19 protein-coding genes are annotated in these 19,039 nt (G+C 41.1%); 15 read left to right on the plus strand and 4 right to left on the minus strand.

The features are described 5' to 3' along the window. The first annotated feature begins 31 nt into the window (after positions 1–31). The 4 genes from BM192_RS09840 (at position 32) to BM192_RS09855 (ending at position 2,174) form a co-directional block, all read left to right on the plus strand. Positions 32–466, plus strand: a complete 435-nt coding sequence (locus BM192_RS09840) for a SufE family protein (protein ID WP_037442536.1) — start codon at positions 32–34, stop codon at positions 464–466. Beyond that, the gene (locus BM192_RS09845) at positions 463–774 is read left to right on the plus strand and encodes a DUF59 domain-containing protein (protein ID WP_037442533.1); all 312 of its coding nucleotides are present in this window, start codon (positions 463–465) and stop codon (positions 772–774) included. The genes BM192_RS09840 and BM192_RS09845 overlap by 4 nt, the downstream gene beginning before the upstream one ends. After that, positions 774–1,400, plus strand: a complete 627-nt coding sequence (locus BM192_RS09850) for a helix-turn-helix transcriptional regulator (protein ID WP_037442531.1) — start codon at positions 774–776, stop codon at positions 1,398–1,400. The genes BM192_RS09845 and BM192_RS09850 overlap by 1 nt, the downstream gene beginning before the upstream one ends. Before the next feature lie 90 nt (positions 1,401–1,490). Further along, positions 1,491–2,174, plus strand: coding sequence for a lipid-binding SYLF domain-containing protein (locus tag BM192_RS09855; protein ID WP_037442529.1), 684 nt, complete (start codon positions 1,491–1,493; stop codon positions 2,172–2,174). 75 nt (positions 2,175–2,249) lie between these two features. On the opposite strand, the gene BM192_RS09860 is transcribed toward BM192_RS09855, so the two are convergent. Both BM192_RS09860 and BM192_RS09865 read right to left on the minus strand, forming a co-directional pair. Further along, positions 2,250–4,625 carry an ABC transporter permease gene (locus BM192_RS09860; RefSeq protein WP_037442550.1) on the minus strand — a complete coding sequence of 792 codons (2,376 nt, stop codon included), beginning with the start codon at positions 4,623–4,625 and terminating at the stop codon, positions 2,250–2,252. 178 nt (positions 4,626–4,803) lie between these two features. Then, positions 4,804–5,703, minus strand: coding sequence for an AraC family transcriptional regulator (locus tag BM192_RS09865; protein WP_037442527.1), 900 nt, complete (start codon positions 5,701–5,703; stop codon positions 4,804–4,806). A 129-nt stretch (positions 5,704–5,832) separates the two neighbouring features. On the opposite strand from BM192_RS09865, the gene BM192_RS09870 reads away from it, so the two are divergent. From BM192_RS09870 to BM192_RS09890, 5 genes are read left to right on the plus strand one after another with little or no spacing between them, the layout of a single operon-like run. Then, positions 5,833–6,171: an L-rhamnose mutarotase gene (locus BM192_RS09870; RefSeq protein WP_037442525.1), complete on the plus strand. Its 339-nt coding sequence runs from the start codon at positions 5,833–5,835 to the stop codon at positions 6,169–6,171. Next, on the plus strand, positions 6,168–7,817 hold the full coding sequence (locus BM192_RS09875) for a UxaA family hydrolase (protein WP_037442523.1): 1,650 nt from the start codon (positions 6,168–6,170) through the stop codon (positions 7,815–7,817). Before BM192_RS09870 ends, BM192_RS09875 begins: the two co-directional genes overlap by 4 nt. A gap of 9 nt (positions 7,818–7,826) precedes the next feature. Next, positions 7,827–8,591 carry an SDR family NAD(P)-dependent oxidoreductase gene (locus BM192_RS09880; protein WP_037442521.1) on the plus strand — a complete coding sequence of 255 codons (765 nt, stop codon included), beginning with the start codon at positions 7,827–7,829 and terminating at the stop codon, positions 8,589–8,591. Positions 8,592–8,599: 8 nt separating this feature from the next. Then, positions 8,600–9,469: a fumarylacetoacetate hydrolase family protein gene (locus tag BM192_RS09885; RefSeq protein ID WP_037442519.1), complete on the plus strand. Its 870-nt coding sequence runs from the start codon at positions 8,600–8,602 to the stop codon at positions 9,467–9,469. A 10-nt stretch (positions 9,470–9,479) separates the two neighbouring features. Beyond that, a complete protein-coding gene (locus BM192_RS09890; protein WP_037442517.1) occupies positions 9,480–10,268 on the plus strand; it encodes an SDR family oxidoreductase in 789 nt (262 codons plus the stop codon). Positions 10,269–10,275: 7 nt separating this feature from the next. Here BM192_RS09890 and BM192_RS09895 read toward each other — a convergent pair whose 3' ends face one another. Beyond that, positions 10,276–10,647, minus strand: a complete 372-nt coding sequence (locus BM192_RS09895) for a VOC family protein (RefSeq protein WP_037442515.1) — start codon at positions 10,645–10,647, stop codon at positions 10,276–10,278. A 288-nt stretch (positions 10,648–10,935) separates the two neighbouring features. On the opposite strand from BM192_RS09895, the gene BM192_RS09900 reads away from it, so the two are divergent. After that, positions 10,936–12,129, plus strand: a complete 1,194-nt coding sequence (locus tag BM192_RS09900) for an inositol-3-phosphate synthase (protein ID WP_074587940.1) — start codon at positions 10,936–10,938, stop codon at positions 12,127–12,129. 71 nt (positions 12,130–12,200) lie between these two features. On the opposite strand, the gene BM192_RS09905 is transcribed toward BM192_RS09900, so the two are convergent. Next, positions 12,201–13,430, minus strand: coding sequence for a peroxiredoxin family protein (locus BM192_RS09905; RefSeq protein WP_074963973.1), 1,230 nt, complete (start codon positions 13,428–13,430; stop codon positions 12,201–12,203). Positions 13,431–13,565: 135 nt separating this feature from the next. Here BM192_RS09905 and BM192_RS09910 point away from each other — a divergent pair, with 135 nt between their 5' ends. From BM192_RS09910 to BM192_RS09930, 5 genes are all read left to right on the plus strand, one after another. Beyond that, positions 13,566–14,762, plus strand: a complete 1,197-nt coding sequence (locus BM192_RS09910) for a hypothetical protein (protein WP_051760354.1) — start codon at positions 13,566–13,568, stop codon at positions 14,760–14,762. 92 nt (positions 14,763–14,854) lie between these two features. Beyond that, positions 14,855–15,694 (plus strand): cobalamin biosynthesis protein CobD/CbiB, encoded by an 840-nt coding sequence (locus BM192_RS09915; protein ID WP_037445218.1) that lies wholly within the window; start codon positions 14,855–14,857, stop codon positions 15,692–15,694. A gap of 70 nt (positions 15,695–15,764) precedes the next feature. Continuing rightward, positions 15,765–16,937, plus strand: a complete 1,173-nt coding sequence (locus BM192_RS09920) for an ABC transporter substrate-binding protein (protein ID WP_051760353.1) — start codon at positions 15,765–15,767, stop codon at positions 16,935–16,937. 6 nt (positions 16,938–16,943) lie between these two features. Next, positions 16,944–17,969, plus strand: a complete 1,026-nt coding sequence (locus tag BM192_RS09925; protein WP_037445216.1) for an iron ABC transporter permease — start codon at positions 16,944–16,946, stop codon at positions 17,967–17,969. Further along, positions 17,969–18,982, plus strand: a complete 1,014-nt coding sequence (locus BM192_RS09930) for an ABC transporter ATP-binding protein (RefSeq protein ID WP_037445214.1) — start codon at positions 17,969–17,971, stop codon at positions 18,980–18,982. Before BM192_RS09925 ends, BM192_RS09930 begins: the two co-directional genes overlap by 1 nt. Positions 18,983–19,039 lie beyond the last annotated feature (57 nt).

The following is a 19,039-nucleotide window of genomic DNA, read 5'->3' on the forward strand; positions in this document are numbered from 1 at the left end:
TATCTTTACTTTTTGCCTTAAACCAATATATATGACAATTAATGAAAAACAGGATGAGCTAATCGAAGATTTCGAACTTTTCTCAGACTGGATGGACAAATATGAAAATATCATCGAGATGGGTAAGGATCTTCCCTTGATTGATGAAAAATATAAAGTACCGGAGAATCTGATCAAAGGCTGTCAATCTAATGTGTGGTTACAGCCTGAATTCAGGGATGGCAGCGTATGGTTTACTGCAGACAGTGATGCTATTATTACCAAAGGACTGATTAGTATGATGGTGGGCGTCCTTTCCGGACACACGCCTGAAGAAATTGTTGCTGCTGACCTTTATTTCATTCCTGCGATTGGGTTGCAGAATCATCTCTCTCCAAACCGTTCAAATGGGCTACTGGCTATGCTCAAACAAATTAAATTATACGCACTGGCTTACCAGTCTGCCGCAAAACAAGGACACAAATGAGCGAATTATCATTAAGAGACCGTATTGAAGAAGCTTTAAGTACGGTATATGACCCGGAAATCCCGGTAAATATATTTGAACTTGGTCTGATTTATAAAATCCAGATGATGGACAATCAGGGAGTTCATATTTATATGACGCTTACTGCACCGGCTTGTCCGGCTGCCGGAGAAATTATGACTGAAGTGGAAACTAAAGTAAAAGCGATACCTGGAATAGGCGAGGTGGAAGTTAGACTAACATTTGATCCGCCCTGGGATAGAGATATGATGAGTGAAGAAGCAAAACTGGAATTAGGCTGGTTATAATGGAAAATCGTCTCCATTTCAGGGAACGGTGTCTCGGACTATTAAAGAATAATGGCCCGCAAACCTTGCTCGACCTGGCAGCGGCGTTAAAACTCACAGTTGAAGGCGCACGCTTTCAGATCCGCCGGCTTGAGGCAGAAGGTCTGGTCAGGTCAGAAGCACAGCCCTCGGGCAGGGGCAGGCCTCAGCAATTCTGGTCATTAACCCAGCTGGGAGAATCAAGATTTCCGGACACGCATGCTTCATTAACTGTCAGACTGATGGAGGTGATGAAAGAAACACTGGGAGAGCAGGCCGTAAGCCAGGTTATCAGTGTAGATGGCGATCACAGTACCCGTCGTTACCTGCAGGCGCTCGAGGGAATTACGGATCCGGTTACCCGGATCACAAGATTTGCCGCGATCAGGAGCACGGAAGGTTATATGGCGCAGTTTATTCAGGATGACCTGAGCTATATCTTTGTGGAGAATCATTGCCCCATAAACGTAGCAGCACATGCTAATCCGGCAATCTGCTGTGCTGAATTTAAAACATTAAAAGCAGTTGTGGGAGAAGAAATTCCTGTCAACCGCATCGAATATATTGTAGCTGGTAACAGACGCTGTGCCTACCGTGTGCATTTATAAAACCCATCAAATTATTGATCACTAATAATTTTCTGGCCTTTATATTGTTTATAATATAAATGGCCTGATGCCATCTAATTAAATTTTATCATGACACACAACAAACTGAAGAAATTCTCTGCTTACGTATTAGCAGGACTTTTATTAACAAGCGGGATAACTGCCGGTGCACAGGAAAAAGAACAAAAGAAAATGACAGACGCAGCGACTGTACTTTCTGATTTTGCCGGAATGAAAGAGTCTATTCCGTCTGAACTTATCGCGGTAACTGAAGGGATCATTGTAATTCCCAAAATGATCAATGCAGGATTTGTGGTTGGCGCAAAAAGAGGTAAAGGGGTGGCCATGGTTAAAAATGCCGATGGTACCTGGAGTAACCCTGTTTTTGTGACCATGACGGGCGGTAGTATAGGCGCGCAGATAGGAGTACAGTCTGTAGACCTTGTACTTGTATTTAAGCATAGAAAAAGTCTCACTGAAATTAAAAAGAGCAGCTTCACACTTGGTGGAGATTTATCTGTTGCAGCCGGACCGGTGGGAAGAAGCTCTTCAGCTAACACAGACTATAAACTGGAAGCAGAAGTTTATTCTTACTCAAGAAGTAAAGGTTTATTTGCTGGAATTACTTTAAATGGTGCTTCCCTGGATATTGATAGTCAGGCTAACCAGAAATATTATGGAAAAACCGAAAATGTAAAGGGTATTTTCGAAGCTAAACCAAGTAAAAAAGAGGAAGTTGTCCTGCTGAAAGAGAAACTGATAGCAATGCAGTAATTTCTTAAATGCAAGATCTGACAAAAGGACCGCAAGTTAATTGATTTGCGGTCCTTTTGTTTTAGGGGCTGAATTTTATTCGTCTCGAAGGCATTGTACCGGATTCTTAAAGCCTGCTTTGATAGCTTGTGTACATACTGTAATCCAGGAAATAAAGAGCGCGATAAAACCCGCTCCTGCAAAGTACCAAACTTGCAGATCTATTCTATAAGCAAAAGTATCCAGCCATTGCTTAGTGAGTACGTAACTTAATGGCAGCCCAATCAAAATGGCGATAAATACGGGCTTAATAAAGTCTTTTGATAAAGTGTATACAATTCTCCACTCACTTGCGCCTAATACTTTCCTGATTCCAATTTCTTTAAGTTTTCGCTGCGCCGTAAACGAAGCCAGGCCAAATAGACCAAGACAAGATATAATGATCGCCAGTGAAGCAAAATACCTCGACAATGAGGAAACTCTTTGCTCTGCAACATATTGTTCCTGAAAATCCTGATCTAAAAACTTGTAGTCAAAATTACTTCCGGCATTAAAATCCTTATAGACTTTTTGAAGGGCAGCTATTGTTTCTTTTTCTGTGCCGGCTTTTATTCTGACCATAATTCTGTTTGTATGTTTAGCATCAAACAAAAAGAACATGGGTTTCACTATTTCATGCATAGATTCAAAATGCACATTTCTGACTATACCTATAATTTGCAGGTCTTTCCCCCATAAATTAAAGACCTTACCTATCGGGTTTTTTAAGCCCATAATTTTTATACCAGCCTCATTAAAAATCACTTTAGTACTATCAGACCCAAAATTATCCGAGAAAGTACGGCCATCTATCATCTCCATCCCCATGGTTTCGATCAGGCCGCTATTTATGCCGGCATGTTGAAAGGCAAGTGCTTGCTTCGGATCGCGTCCTTCCCAGCTGAAGTCACCTTGCGTAGATTTTAAATCGCCGATAAATCTCTTATTCATACTGGAGGCATTAATTACGCCGGGAATCTTCTTTACTGCATTGATAAAAGTGCCGGCATTATTTTTTAATTTACCTTCGGGTTCGAGATATAAAACGTTGTCTCTTTTATAACCCGGATATCCGTGCTGAACAAATTCAATTTGTTTGTAGACAACTAAAACAGCAACGATGAGGATTACTGAAAGTGTAAACTGAAATATAACCAGTCCTTTACGGGTCCATAGTTCTCCGGCAGAATGCGTGATTTTTCCTTTTAAAGCTGCAGCGGGATTAAAACCTGATAGATATAATGCTGGATAACTTCCCGAAATTAATCCAGTTAAAGTGGTAATTCCAATCAATATCAGGGCTAGCTTCCATCCAAACTCTAATAATAAATGTTTACCTGTGATTTCATTAAACACCGGGAGTAAAAGTTCAACGCAAAGGAGGGAGAAGAATAAGGATAAATAGACCAAAAGTAGAGATTCTGCCATAAATTGCATAATTAAGGAGCCACGGCTTGCACCCATAACCTTTTTTATCCCGACTTCTTTCATCCTTATTGATGCCCTTGCTGTTGCTAAGTTCATGAAGTTTACACACGCAATTACCAGGATGAAAATAGCAATGAGAGAAAATAGCTTAACGTATTCTATTCTCCCTCCTGTCTGTTTACCATTTTCATATTTATCATATAAATAGCCGTCTGCATAGGGTCTGATAAATAGCTCACTACGGTTTTGTCCTTTCAACTTCATGAAGCCTTTGATTTTCGCATTAAAAACATCAACCGGCACATTGTTTTTCAGTAGGATAAAGGTATTAGGGCCACGGTTACTCCATTCCGAAAAAGGAGAAGATGGTCCCATAAGCAAACCAATCGAGACAATAAAATCGACCTGTTTTGAAGAGGTCGAAGGCATGACCTTAAATACACCTGAAACAAGCGCATGATTTTCTGTTTCCATATCAGCATTTTCCCAGACAATTTCTTTACCGAGAACATCTGTAGTGTTGAATAATTTCATTGCCATTTGCTCTGAAATAACAATTGAGTTTTTCTCTTTGAGAACTTCTCTGGCATTACCTGAAACTAGCGGATAGGAGAATATTTGAAAAAAGTTCTTCCCGGCAAATAGGCCATCTCCTTTAATACTGTTATTGGTTTCAGTTAGGAGTTTACTCTGTGCAATCCAATACTGGGGTGAGACAGCTACAGCGTCCTGTACTTCGGGCATCTCAGCTAGCAATGTTTCACCTAATATCCCTGCAGTTTGGTCAGTAGTGTTTACTCCTGATGTTATCTGCTCGTTTTCCATCACTTGGTAAAGCTGAGTACCATTAACGTGAAATTTGTCCATGTTAACTTCATCGGTTACCCATAAACTAATTAGCAAAGTACAGGTAAGCCCTGCTGTAAGGCCAATCAAGTTGATAAAGAATGAATTTTTATGTTTTTTGAAGTTCCTGTAAATCAGCAATAGGTAATGTTGAAGCATAATTTGGATTTTATTCTCGTTTTTCTTTAGCGATGTTAATGCCATAAACGAAACCGGGTCTTATGTGCCTGAAAAATACACTTTAACAAACCATTTGTACGGAAACGAACAAATGGTGTTCACATGCGTACGATTTTTGAAGGAACTTAAATCTGGTCCGGTAAAAAGTAACTAGCTATTATTCCGATACAATCTGTGCTAAAATAGCCGGATCGTTCAGATAAGCCCGCTGATAATGCAGTGGGCTTTTTCCTGTGATAGCTTTAAAATACTGGTGAAAACTCGCGAAATTGTAGAATCCGCTTTCAGAGCAGATCTGTTTAATGCTTATTTTGTTCTCGATAAGAAGCTTGCAGGCATAGCCCACCCGAATCTCATTAATAAATCTTGAATAGGTCTTGCTCGTCCTTGATTTAAAATATCTGCAGAAATAATTTACACTTACATGGGCAACTTCTGCTACCTCCTGCATCAGAATTTTTCTCTTAAAATTGGCAAGTGAAAATTCATAAATTGCATGAATACGATCATTTTCTGTCTGTTCATAAGCAGGATTAAACCCAATAGAAGACAAGGTGATGAGCTCGTTACTTCCACTCATATAATGAAGCGACTCCAGTAAACTGAGCAACCTGGTACTCCCTATTGAGTTGGGTAGCCTCGCGACAATATCTGCTATGGTTTTCTCAATTTTACCGGTGATTAGTAAACCTCTTTTGGCTCTCTCCAGTAAATTTTTGATGGATTTGTTTTCAGGTAAGTTCAGGAATGTATCGCCCCAGAAGTTTTCCCGGAAATGAATAACATATATCTGGGCTTTTGCCCCGCTGTTCTCGTCAAAATATATATCGTCAAATTTGCAGTAATGGGGAAGGTTTGAACCGATCATAACCAAGTCACCTGATCTGAATCGCCGGATGTGGTCTCCTATAAACTGTGTTCCGCTTCCCTGTTTGATAAAAAGCAGCTCAATCTCCGGGTGATAGTGCCACCTGTTGTTTATATAAGGGACATGATCTTCTCTCGCACTGAAAGAATGGATTGAATTCGTAGACAGTTTAAGTAGCTGAGGTTTCATCTTTTTGTTACAGAATGAGTGGTTCTAACCGTAAATATGCCAAAATCATTTATTCTTTTGTCTAAATAGACAATATTATCGTTGGTGTTTTTACTTTCTTTGAGTTAATCATTTTTAATAATCAAAGTAATGAATAGATTTTGTCTGGCATTGGATCTTATCGACGATCCTGATCTGATCAGCGCGTATGAACAAATGCACCGCCAGGTCTGGCCGGAAATAAAAGCTAGTATTCTTTCGTCGGGAATTCTGAGTATGGAGATATACCGGGTTACTAACCGGCTTGTGATGATTATAGAAGCTCATGCTGATTTTAGTTTTGAAAAAAAAGCAAAAATGGATGAGGGGAATTCCAAAGTACAGGAATGGGAAGAGCTAATGTGGAAGTACCAGCAGGCACTACCAATTGCACGACCCGGGGAAAAATGGATATTGATGGATAGAATCTTTGAACTGCATACTTTATGAAAAATCTGTATTTGCAAATCCATCCACTGGACAATGTATTGGTCGCCCTGCAGGATTTGCCGTCCGGAACCAAAGTTAATTTTGATGGAAATGACTTCGAATTGATTACTTCGGTTGCAGCAAAACACAAATTCAGCTTACAGGATCTTGCCACAGGGGAAGATATTCTAATGTACGGTGTGCTGGTTGCGAAGGCAACCCGGGAAATTGCTCTTGGAGAAGCACTCACATTAGAAAATGTGGTACATGCAGCGAGAGATTTTAGTCTGTCAAAAAGAAATACAGAATGGGATCGTCCGGACGTGAGTGCTTTTCAGGAGAGAACTTTTATGGGCTATCACAGGGAAGATGGTAGCGTCGGCACAGCAAATTACTGGTTGGTTATTCCGATGGTATTTTGTGAAAACCGGAATGTCAATGTACTGAAAGATGCTTTACAGGCTAAACTTGGTTTTCAGCAGCCTAAGGGTTATGAAAACGAAGTTGAAAATCTGATTGCGCTTTACAAAGCCGGCAAATCGGTGGAAGATATTATGAATGCAGATCTTGAGCAGTCTGCTTCAAAACCTGCAGTCCCTCTTTTTCCTCATATTGACGGGGTTAAGTTTTTAACCCATGATATGGGATGTGGAGGTACCAGGGAAGATGCAATTACTTTATGCGGTTTGCTGGCCGGCTATATTACGCATCCGAACGTTGCCGGAGCAACAGTATTAAGTCTGGGTTGCCAGCATGCCCAGACCTCTATGTTACAACAGGAGATAACTTTACGTGATCCAAATTTTAATAAACCAGTATTTATACTGGAACAGCAGGAATTAGGTACGGAAAAGCGGCTTTTGGAAGAAGCACTTAAACAGACATTTACGGGGTTGATGCAAACAAGTTCTCAAAAAAGAGAACCCGCACCGCTCAGTAAGCTGTGTATAGGATTAGAGTGCGGAGGGTCGGATGGATTCTCAGGCATTTCTGCAAATCCTGTATTAGGTAATCTTTCGGATAAACTAGTCACGATGGGAGGATCGGTAATCCTGGCTGAATTTCCTGAATTATGTGGTGTGGAGCAGGAACTGAGTGACCGTTGTGTAAACGAAGAGACAGCCAGCCATTTTATGAATCTGATGCAGACTTATAATGCCAGGGCTGTCGCTTCGGGTTCTGGGTTTTATGCAAACCCATCTCCCGGAAATATCAAAGATGGATTAATCACTGATGCCATTAAATCTGCAGGGGCTGCAAAAAAAGGAGGGACCTCCCCAGTTACCGCCGTACTTGATTATCCGGAAAAGGTGACAGAACCGGGCCTCAATTTACTTTGTACGCCTGGAAGTGATGTGGAAAGCACAACTGCAGAAGTGGCAGCAGGAGCAAACATCGTAATTTTTACCACTGGCCTGGGTACGCCTACAGGGAATCCGGTCTGTCCGGTTATTAAGGTGTCTACTAATACGGTTTTATACAAAAAAATGCCCGATATTATAGATCTGAATTGCGGGACAATTATTGAGGGAGATGAGAGTATTGCAGCGGCAGCTGACCGGATGCTTGAATACGTAATCAGAGTTGCCAGCGGAGAAATCCGGCCAAAAGCTGTGATACTGGGACAGGACGATTTTATTCCCTGGAAAAGAGGTGTTTCATTATAAAATTAAATTATGTTCAGCTTAAAAGATAAAAGAGCCGTAATTACTGGTGGCGGCAGTGGTATTGGAAAAGCGATCGCTCTGTTATTCGCAACACAGGGTGCAGTATTGCACATTATAGAACTGAACCAGATAGCCGCGGAAGAAACGGTAGATATGATCAGGGAAAATGGCGGGAAAGCTTATGCCTATGGCTGCGATGTAAGTAAACAACAGGAAGTGCTCAGGACGTTTCACCAAATCGGAGCTGTTGACATTCTGGTGAACAATGCGGGGATAGCGCATATCGGGAAAGCGGGTGATACTTCAGAAGCAGATTTTACCCGTATTTTTGAAGTGAATGTAAAAGGTGCCTATAATGCCATTTTTGCGGCGCTGCCTTATTTGAAAGTGAGTAAAAGTCCGGTGATTTTGAATTTGGCTTCTATAGCTGCCCTGGTGGGAATTGCTGATCGTTTTGCTTACTCGATGAGTAAAGGAGCAATACACGCAATGACTATGTCGGTTGCTAAAGATTACCTCGCAGAAGGGATCCGCTGTAACAGCATTTCACCAGCGAGAGTTCATACTCCATTTGTGGATGGGTTCATCGCTAAAAATTATGCGGGTCAGGAAAATGAAATTTTCCATAAACTATCCCAAAGTCAGCCAATTGGTCGTATGGGCAGCCCGGAAGAGGTGGCTTCGCTTGCATTATTTTTATGTGCGGAAGAGTCCGGCTTTATAACAGGAAATGATTACCCGGTCGACGGGGGATTTGTAAAACTCAATAACTAAATATAATAATGAAATTAATTAGATGGGGAAATGCCGGGAAAGAAAAAACCGGAGTAGTGATCGACGGAAAACACTATGATACTTCTGGATTAGGAACGGATTATAATGAAGCGTTTTTTGCTTCGGAAGGATTAAAAAGACTAGCTGCATATCTTGCAGAGCAGAAAGATAACCTGGTAGAGATACCTGTTGGTTCACGTTTGGGCCCCCCGTTAGCCAGACCTTCTAAAATTATCTGTATCGGACTAAATTACGCAGATCATGCTGCTGAGACTAACGCGCCACTTCCTTCTGAGCCTGTCATTTTCATGAAGTCAACCACAGCACTATCGGGGCCATATGATCCGGTTATTATTCCAAAAGGTTCGGTGAAAACAGATTGGGAAGTAGAACTAGCTATTGTAATTGGTAAAACAGCTTCTTATGTAACTGAAGGGGAAGCTCTTGAGTATGTTGCGGGCTACGCACTGCATAATGATGTCTCAGAAAGGGCATTCCAGCTGGAAAGAAATGGAACATGGGATAAAGGGAAAGGTTGTGATACTTTTGCGCCGGTAGGCCCTTATCTGTCTACGCCGGACGAACTTAATGATATCAATCAGCTTCGCCTGTGGTTATCTGTAAATGGAAAAATGATGCAGGACGGCAATACAGCTAACTTTATTTTTGACATTCCGCACGTGATTTCTTACGTAAGTCAGTTTATGACACTTTTACCGGGTGATATCATTTCTACTGGTACGCCGGCAGGAGTCGGGCTTGGATTTAACCCTCCTGTATACCTGAAACCGGGAGATGTTGTGGAACTGGGTATTGAAGGACTAGGTTCTTCCCGTCAGGAAGTGAAAGAGTGGGAAAGAACTCAATTTTATTACTAATAATTGATTCATGGATCTGGAACTCAGAGATAAAATAGTATTAGTTACCGGTGGCGCAAAAGGAATCGGAGAGGGTATAGTACGGCAACTTGCTGCGGAAGGTGCTGTGCCTGTAATAATAGGCAGAAATGAAAATGATAATCTGAAACTGATCAATGAACTGCATGCTAAAAAACTGCATGCTTTTCAATTTAAGGCTGAGCTAAGCAAACCTGAAGAAGTGGAACAGGTTGTGCAGGCGGTTGCCGCGAAATTTGGCAGAATAGATGGGCTTGTCAACAATGCAGGGGTAAATGACAGCGTAGGTCTTGAAAGTGGAAATTATACAGCTTTTATTGATAGCTTACATAAAAATCTTATCCATTATTACCTGATGGCTCATCACTGCCTTCCGTATTTGAAAAATTCGAAAGGGTCTATCGTAAATATTGGGTCTAAGGTCGCTGATACGGGTCAGGGCGGCACATCTGCTTATGCAGCTTCAAATGGAGGAAGGAACGCGCTGACAAGGGAATGGGCTGTCGAATTGTTACCTGCGGGTATACGGGTTAATGCGGTGATTGTCGCAGAGTGTTATACGCCTTTATATCAGCAATGGATAACTTCATTGCCCGATGCAGATACAAAGCTTGCTGCTACCTTGCGTAAAATACCGCTGGGTAACAGAATGACGGAATCTGCTGAAATAGCTAATGCGGTAGTTTTTCTGCTTTCAGAGCGTTCAAGTCATACCACTGGTCAGCTTATCTATGTCGACGGGGGATATGTACATCTGGACAGGGCGGTGACAGGTGTTTAAAATTCAATCAGGCGGTAGTGAGCCACCAGGTATTCCCAAAGGGATCTTCCAAGCCTCCGCTTCTTCCAAAATCCATTAGCTTAATATCCTGAATAATAACGGAGCCATGAAAAATGGCCCTGTTAAATGTATCTTCTACTTCGCCGACATAAATTAGAAAATTTCCCTTTGAAACGCCGCATGGATCTACTGCCTCGGCCAGCAGGATAATATTCAAACCAATTTTGATTTCAGCGAGTAGAATGGTTCTGTTATCCTCGGCCAGCTCCATCATTATAATTTCTGCATCGAATACCATCTTGGCAAATGACACAAATGCTGCGGCATTTTCAAGCATCAGATAGGGGATAATCGTTTGCTTATCCTTATAACTTTTCATGGATAGAAAACAGCAGGACAGGGTATTTGTTTGTTTTTGACGATTTTGGTCGAAAATCTAATTAATGCTTTACTGGTTTGCTATTAAATCAGTTTAGCGTAATAAAACTGACTAAAACCTTAAAGTTGTCAGAATGTAAAATTCTGACAACTTGATTTAATTCTCCCGAATATCTTGGGAACTATAGTGGATTTAATAAACTGATTTCTATTTTTGCGAAGGATTCGAATGGGGGTATTCTGCCCAAAGACCCCTGTTTGATAAATATCGAATAAACAAGTTCAAATAATGCAAAACCAAGGAAAGAAAATCAGAGTTGCAATCTTAGGCGTAGGTAACTGCGCAAGCTCGCTCGTACAGGGCGTGGAATATTATACAAATAATACAGATAAGACATCAGGTTTAATGGCTGATGATATTGGTGGATATAAAGCAGCTCATATCGAATTTGTATGCGGCTTTGATATTGACGAAAGAAAAATTGGTCTTCCTTTAAAGGAAGCAGTTTTTGCTAAGCCAAACTGTACAATAGTATTAAATGGAGATTTACAATCAGATGCTCCCATCTACAAATCTCCTGTGATTGACGGTGTATCTCCGCAAATGGCTGCTTATCCGGAAGCCAACAGATTTGTTATTAAAGATGAATTGAAAAACACAGACGTTCTTCTTGAAGGTATTACTTACGATGCAGCACAGGTTCAAAGCCTGAGAGCAGAAATTATTGCTCAGCTTCGTCAGCATGAAGTAGAAGTGTTAATTAATTACCTGCCGGTTGGATCGCAATTAGCGACTGAGTTTTATGCTGAAATCTGCATTGAGCTTGGAATTTCCCTGGTTAACTGTATTCCTGTATTTATTGCATCTGATCCGGTTTGGGAACAGAAATTTATCGATGCTGGTATACCAATTATTGGTGACGATATGCGTAGCCAGTTTGGTGCAAGTATTGTATCTCAAATGCTTCAGGAACTTGCTTTTGAAAGAGGACACCATGTTAAAGCACACATTCAGCGTAATGTGGGTGGAAATACAGACTTCCTGAATATGGAAGATAAGAATCGTCTTAAATCTAAAAAGATCTCTAAAGAGAATGTAATCCGTGCACAGAACGATATTAGAGGTATTTCTACTGAAGACAGCTTCCTGCATGCCGGTCCTTCTGAATATATTTCTTTTTACGGTGATAATAAGGTAGCCAACTTCCGTCTTGAGCTGGAAGGTTTTATGGGCGCTCCAGTAATCTTTGATGCACAACTTTCTGTTCAGGATTCTCCGAATTCTGCAGGTGTCGTTATTGATGCGATCAGGTATGTATATGTTGCCAGAGAATTAGGCTTAGTTGGTGCTTTAAGAGGCCCTTCTGCTTCGACTCAAAAAACTCCGCCGGAACAAATGATGTTCAGTGATGCCATTTTTGAGTGTCATGCTTTAGCAAAACGTGAGCTTACTGCTTCTACAACTAAACAGTTGAAAAAATAATTAAGCTTTACCCTATAAAAAAAATGCTGCTGTGAATATTCACAGCAGCATTTTTTTTATAGGAGTCTTTTTTACTCTTTTAGAAGTCTGGTAATCGTATGCTCAAATTCGTCTTTGTATCTGGTATAATACTCCCCGGTTCCCGGACCATAAAAGTCTGTATGAATTTCTACAACTTTGCCGGTTTTATCCAGAATCAGGCTGGTAGGAAATACTTTAATCCCGGTTAGTTGCGGTAGAGTTTTTTCCGTACGCAATGAGTCAGTTACAGTCGTAGGTGTAATTAAAATTGGATATTGCACATCAAATCTGTCCCTGAATTTTTGCAAACTAGCTTTTGACCTCTTTAAATCACCAGTATACTCATACGCCAGGCCGATTACTTCGATACCTCTGTTTTTATTTTGTTTATAATAATCACTCAGGAAAGCGGTCTCATCCATGCAGTTCGGACACCATGAGCCCAATAACTGAACAATGACAACTTTATTTTTAAACCTGCTGTCATTGATAGAGACCTGTTTCCCATCCAGATCTTTAAAGCTAAAGTTCAGATGTCCGCTTTCTCCATCTTTAAGACTGGTCTGGGCCGCTTCTAATTTTGCATTTTCATCTTTTACTGCAGTCCATTCCTCATAACCGGCCATACCACTATATAAGTGTCCGTTTGAAAGTTGGTCCTTATTCAGATCGGCATCCAGAACCATTGCGTGTACACCGTCAAAAGTCGATAGCTTTAATTTATTCCCCGTTACGATACCAGCAAGATAACGGTAGTCTCCTGAGGGCGTCAGAATAGAGCCCGATACTTTGTTACCCTGCTGGATAAATTGTCCGATAGCGGGCCTGGCCTTTCCACCCCTGATAAAAGAGACTTTCCATTTTCCCTGCACAGAAGAATTTGCAGCACCGTGTTCGGCTTTAAACCTTTCTGGATTTTTAGCAGTGGCAGTGAAAGGGAGGACAATATCTTTCTGTATACCTTTACGGACCCAGCTTCCGGAAAGACTATCTGTTCCGATTAGACGAACGCGAAACTCAGACTCAAAAAAAGGGAGATCAAGAAACAGGCTATCCTGTTTTCTGGTTATATTACTAATCAGCATTTTTTCTGGCTCATTAACAATGTAAAACACGTTTTTGCCTTTAACCTCGGCTGCCTCCAGATTGAAGACTATTGATTTTCCGTCCTCACGCTGTATGGACGCCCGCCAGTTTCCCTTTTTTGGTTGATTCTGTGCTGTTGCATAGAACGCTATTCCCATTAAAGAGCTGAGTAATATAATTTTCGGATACTTCATTTGTTTAGAATTATATGTCCAAGATAGGAGATATCTTAATATCTATCAATTTTATAGAGTAATTTGATGGTCATGAATTTTAATAAAAGAATATTTAACATCATACTGTATATTTATACTACCAAATAGCCGGCTATGAAAAAATTTATGCTGATAATAGCTGGGTTTATCCTGCTGAATTTTTCGGGTATAAGAGCACAGGGTATACAATTGAATGTTGCATTTTATGGGCTGCAATTTAAAGGAGGAGATTTTCCTTCCGGTAAAGTCAGGCTTAAAGATACACTCAGTGCTGCAACTCTTTTACCGGCATATCTAGCCGTCCGGCAACAGCATAGTCAAATCTTATTGGATTCTTTAAAAGCTTTCCGGCAGCGTTTCGAACTGAATGACTGGCTTTACTATCAGTTGGTCAGAAAAGTAGCGCAGGAGTTGTGTCCTAAAAATGAAGACTATAATATTTATACACTTTACAAATGGTATTTTCTAACGGCAGCCGGATTCGATGCCAGGCTTGCAATTACAGGTGAGAAGCTGATATTTTACATCTATAATGAGGAAAATATAGAGGATATTCCATTCTTTATGTTTGACAAGAAGAAATATATGTGTTTGAATATACATGATTTTGAGCCGTTTGATATCCATCTTCAGCCGCCTGTCCCCCTTGTATTGAAAGTTCCGGGTGCGGTTAACTCTTTTTCTTACCGGGTTACCCGTTTACCTGATTTTGAGCCGGAAGCTTATCAAGCTAAAAGCATTGATTTTATTTATAATCACAGGCCATATCATTTTAACATCGTTTTTAATCAGGAACTGAAGGCCGTTTTTAATAATTATCCGATTGTTGATTTTGCTTCTTATTTTAATATTCCGCTTAGCAAGGCAACTTATGAGTCCTTAATTCCATTATTAAAAAACAACATGAGCGGAATGGGAGCCGAGCAGGGAATCGATTATCTGATGCGTTTTACACGATACGCCTTTTTGTACGAAAATGATCAGGAGAATTTTGGACGGGAGCGCAGGCTTTCTCCGGAGGAAACGTTGTTCTCACCTTACAGCGACTGTGATGATCGTGCGGGATTGTTCTTTTACCTGGTAAAAGAAATATATAACCTGCCTATGATAGCATTGCTCTATCCGGGGCATATTAATATTGCCGTTGCACTGCCGGATCCAAAAGGAACGTTCATTAATTATAAAGGTAAGTCTTACACTGTATGTGAACCGACACCCCAATCTGTAGATCTTCCTCTGGGCGCATTTTCTCCAGCCTTGTCTGGCGCTTCTTATGAAGTAGTTTATGTTTATGACCCTGCCAAAAATTAAATAATTGTATTTGTTTATTATAAATAGGTTGTAAAATTGTTAATTTCTTATTTGTAAGTTTAAATTTAAACGGATCATTAAATTATAAAACAATGGAGGGCTTTATACGTGTTTTTTTACCGCTTCTTGCAGGTTACCTGCTCGATTTTGCAATCGGTGATTTACCGTCCGCCTATAGACCGGAATTGTTTTTTAAACGGGCCATAAATTCAGTTTTAAACTGGATGAACTGCGGGACAATGCGTTTGCTTAAAGGGGCAATGCTTGTGGTTATAAGCACAGGTGTTGTTTTTATAGTGACTACATTGATCTGGTCTTATTTGTTAGAATTTGCTGTCCCTGCATATTTGTTGCTAAGCACCCTGATGATCTACTGGTCGTTGGGGAGTAATAAATTAATTCAGAATGGTGATGCCGCTTTTAATAAAAATAAGGAGGGAAATGATTCTTCTGCTTATACCAGGTATGAGACGGTGATCAGCATGTCATCGGGATTAAGTAAAAGAGTGGTCTCGCCGGTTTTTTATTATTGCCTTGGAGGGATTCCCTTAATGTTGTCGTCCCAATTAATCCATTATCTTGATGACCGGATCGGTTATAAAACTACGGAATTTGAAGATTTTGGTAAAGCTGCAGCCTGGAGTGATGATGTCATTAATTTTATTCCATCCAGGATCACCGCTGTTCTCATACTTTTAATATCCAGAAATAGTGCCGCATGGAAATATATGATGAACAGAGGGCATTTGCACGCCAGCCCCAATACTGGTTATCCTTTGATGGCAATATCGGGTGTCATCGGAATTGATCTGTTATTACCAGTATCGGAGGTGAAACTGAGCAGAGTCCATTATGCGTATATAAGAAGCCTGCACTATGCAGTTATTTTGGTATTGGTGGTTGCTATAGGGATATATTATTTTAACTGGTAACAGGGGTTTAAGAATTTTCGCTTAGGTTTGTGGCCTAAGCTATGCTGTAGCAATAGCATTTTATAATTATATGATAAGATATAAATCTACCTTCCTTTTTTCGTGGTTTAGTTATTTATTAGTTGTTGTAGTTGTGCTGCATTCCTGCAGTTCGGATAAAAACAAGTCCTCGGAAACGCAAAAGCATGCTAGTATTGGCCAAGCCGAAATTAAATATGCAAAGGGATTTAGCATTACTTATTATGAAAATTTCAAGGTTCTGCGTATAAATTCCGGAGGAAATAAGGTTAAAGATACGGCTGTCTACGTACTGCTGGCGAAGGATAAAACAGTTCCGCAAGGTTACGAAACCGCGCAGATTATCCGTACACCGCTTAATAGCCTGGTCGGGTTGTCCTCTTCTCATATCGCATTGGCAGATTTTGCAGATGCTGTGCCAGCTATAACTGGTCTGGGAAGTTTGCAGTATGTTAGTAACCCGCAGGTTTTGAAGCGAATTTCGGAAGGTAAAATAAAAGAAACAGGAGACGAAACTACACTGAATACAGAATTGGTAATTAATATGAAGCCAGGGTTGGTAATGGTTACCGGTAACCCGGATGATCGTTTCAGCCGGTATAGTACTTTAACTTCAGCGGGAGTACCCGTCATGTTAAATTCAGACTGGCTCGAAACAACACCCCTTGGTAAAGCAGAATGGGTCAAGGTAATGGGTGCGTTGATGGACAGGGAGCAGGCTGTCAATGCAAAGTTTAATGCACTGGAGAAGAAATACAATATATTGGCTGAACTGGGTAGAAATGCAGTGCAAAAGCCGAAAATTATAACTGGATTACCGTATAAAGATACTTGGTATGTGCCTGCCGGCGAAAGTTTTATGGCAAGGTTTTTTGAAGACGCCGGCACGACCTATAGCTGGTCTTCCAGTAAAGGGACCGGCAGTCTGGCACTTAGTTTTGAAATGGTGGCACCTGTGGCACTTCAAGCTGACTTCTGGCTTAGTCCGGGTGCACTCAGCAGTAAGGATGAAATTAAAGCAGTAGACTCACGCTATCAGCAATTTAAATCATTCAGGCAAAATAAGATATATAATAATAACAAACGCTCAACGGTTTCAGGTACGAATGATTACTGGGAGTCGGGGACAGTTAACCCTCAGCTTGTGCTGGCAGACATGATCGCCATATTTCATCCGGAATTGCTGCCTCAACATGAATTGTATTATTTTAAACCGGTCAAATAAAATCAATTGTTTAACTACAGGCTATATATCCTTTTCTTACTCATTCTGATTGCTTTTCTGGTAGATATAGCTTTTGGTTCGATTCATATTCCTTTGCTACAGATTCTGGATGTAGTTTCCGGTAAGCAAATAGAGAATGATTCCTGGAGTTTTATAATTCAGCAAATCAGATTACCAAAGGCATTTACGGCTATAATAGCTGGTAGCGGTCTGGCAGTAAGCGGTCTTCAAATGCAGACTTTATTCCGGAACCCATTGGCTGGCCCTTCGGTATTAGGGATAACAGCGGGAGCGAGCCTTGGTGTAGCCATTGTTATGTTTTCTGCAGGCACAATCACAAGTTTATATACGATTAAGGAATTAGGTATCTCGGGCAGCTGGCTCATTATATTAGCATCGTCTGCGGGCGCTGCTCTGGTTATGTTTCTTGTTTTGCTCATATCAGGTGCAGTAAAGGATCATATTGTCATGCTTATTATCGGGGTGATGCTGGGTAATATTACACTTTCGCTGGTAAGTATCTGGCAGTACTATAGTGCTCCCGAATTGATAAAAGATTATCTGATGTGGACATTTGGTTCATTGGGTGGGGTAAACGGAGTCCAGCTGATGATCTTGACTGCTGTAGTGTTTTTCGGTCTAATCCTTACCTTCATAGCTTCAAAAAGTCTGGATGCACTGCTTCTTGGCGATCGCTACGCCATGTCGCTGGGCCTTTCAGTGAAGAGTGCAAGAATCCTCATTATTAGCAGCACCAGCTTACTTGCAGGAGGAATTACCGCATTCTGTGGCCCGATTGGGTTTGTCGGAATTGCCGTGCCCCATCTGGCACGGGCTATATTTCAGACTTCCAGTCATCGTGTGCTTATTCCTGCCTGTTGTCTTATCGGTGCCCTGCTAATGTTGATTTGTGATATCTTTTCGCAATTACCTGGAAGTCAGTCTGTGTTGCCTATAAATATAATTACAGCGCTTATCGGATCACCTGTGGTAATCTGGGTAATTGCCAGGCGCCAAAAAAGAAGAGATTGATGAAGGAATTAAAAACTGCTTTAATTGAAACTGAAGGTCTCATGATCGGATATCCTGCTTCGAAAGCCAGCAGGGTAGTAGCCGGACCTCTTGATTTAACTGTCTGCGGGGGACAGCTGATTTGTTTACTCGGGCCAAATGGAAGCGGCAAGTCTACTTTACTGCGTACTTTGACGGGGCTTCAGCCAGTTTCATCTGGGAAAATTTCGCTTGATGGCATACCATTAAAAACACTTAAAGCTCCGGCAATCGCAAGAAAACTAAGCCTGGTGCTAAGTGAAAAGGTGACAGGGAGTAATCTTGATGTGTATAATTTAATTGCTTTAGGCAGATACCCCTATAGTGGCTGGTTTGGTAAACTAAATGCAGAAGACCGGGCAATGATAATCAGGGCGGCTGAGCTTACCGATACTACCGGATTTTTAGACAGGCAGGTGGATAGTCTGAGCGATGGCGAATGTCAAAAGGTGATGCTGGCCCGGGCAATAGCGCAGGATACTCCGGTCGTTGTTCTGGACGAGCCGACTGCTCATCTGGATCTTCCCAGCAGGTTAAAACTAATGCAATTACTTTATAAGCTGACCCGTGAGACCGGGAAAGCAATAATAATATCAACGCATGAACTTGATCTCGCCTTACAGACATCGGACCTGATCTGGCTAATGGACGGGCGCGGAGGGCTTCATTCCGGCATACCAGAGCAACTTGTTCTTGATGGTGTATTTGAAAAGGCTTTCAATAGAGAAGAAATTCATTTTGACCCGTATACCGGCCACTTTACAATTCCTCGTGTATTAAAACAGCAGATTTCGCTAATTGGAGATGGGCTGCCTTTCATCTGGACAAGAAAAGCACTTGAACGGTGTGGTTATGGAGTAACTGATGGCCTCAATCCTGAATTTCATATTTTGATTGAGTCAGGAAATAATGGTATACGCTGGACTGTTACTGCATACGGGCATCCCGATCAGTGTTTTAATGATCTGCAGCAACTGGTGGATGCGTTGGTATAAAAGAAAGATTCAGAATGTCAGGTGATTGAATGGGAGGGGTGTTTAATTCATCTTAAA

This window comes from Pedobacter antarcticus (assembly GCF_900112985.1).
Lineage (GTDB): Bacteria > Bacteroidota > Bacteroidia > Sphingobacteriales > Sphingobacteriaceae > Pedobacter > Pedobacter antarcticus.